The sequence below is a fragment of the Pseudomonas sp. 24 E 13 genome (assembly GCF_900004715.1).
Lineage (GTDB): Bacteria > Pseudomonadota > Gammaproteobacteria > Pseudomonadales > Pseudomonadaceae > Aquipseudomonas > Aquipseudomonas orientalis_A.
Genome location: NZ_CVTO01000017.1, coordinates 1 through 333 on the forward strand (window position 1 = coordinate 1; position 333 = coordinate 333).

General features: G+C 67.0%; 1 pseudogene. It reads right to left on the minus strand.

The features are described from left to right. Positions 1–333: pseudogene (locus BFP90_RS00630) on the minus strand (AMP-binding protein); the annotation flags it as partial.

Consider the following 333-nt stretch of genomic DNA (forward strand, 5'->3'; position numbering starts at 1 on the left):
CAAGGCATCCAGGCTCGACCAGTACGCCGGCTGCAGCGGTTCGGGCAGTTGCGCCCGGGCCTGCGCCTGGATGGCGCTCAGTTCGTCCGGGGTCAGGCGCGGCGCGAAATAGGCCACCAGTTGCATGCGCCCCTGAATCTCGCGTGCCAGCACGGCGGCTTCGCGTACCCGCGATTGCCGGCTCAGCCAGGCACTGACCTCACCGGGCTCGACGCGAAAACCGCGAATCTTCACCTGATCGTCCTGGCGCCCGAGGAACGCCAGACGCCCATGGTGATCCAGGCGTACCCGATCACCGCTGCGGTAGAAACGCTGCCCTGCGTCATCGATGAA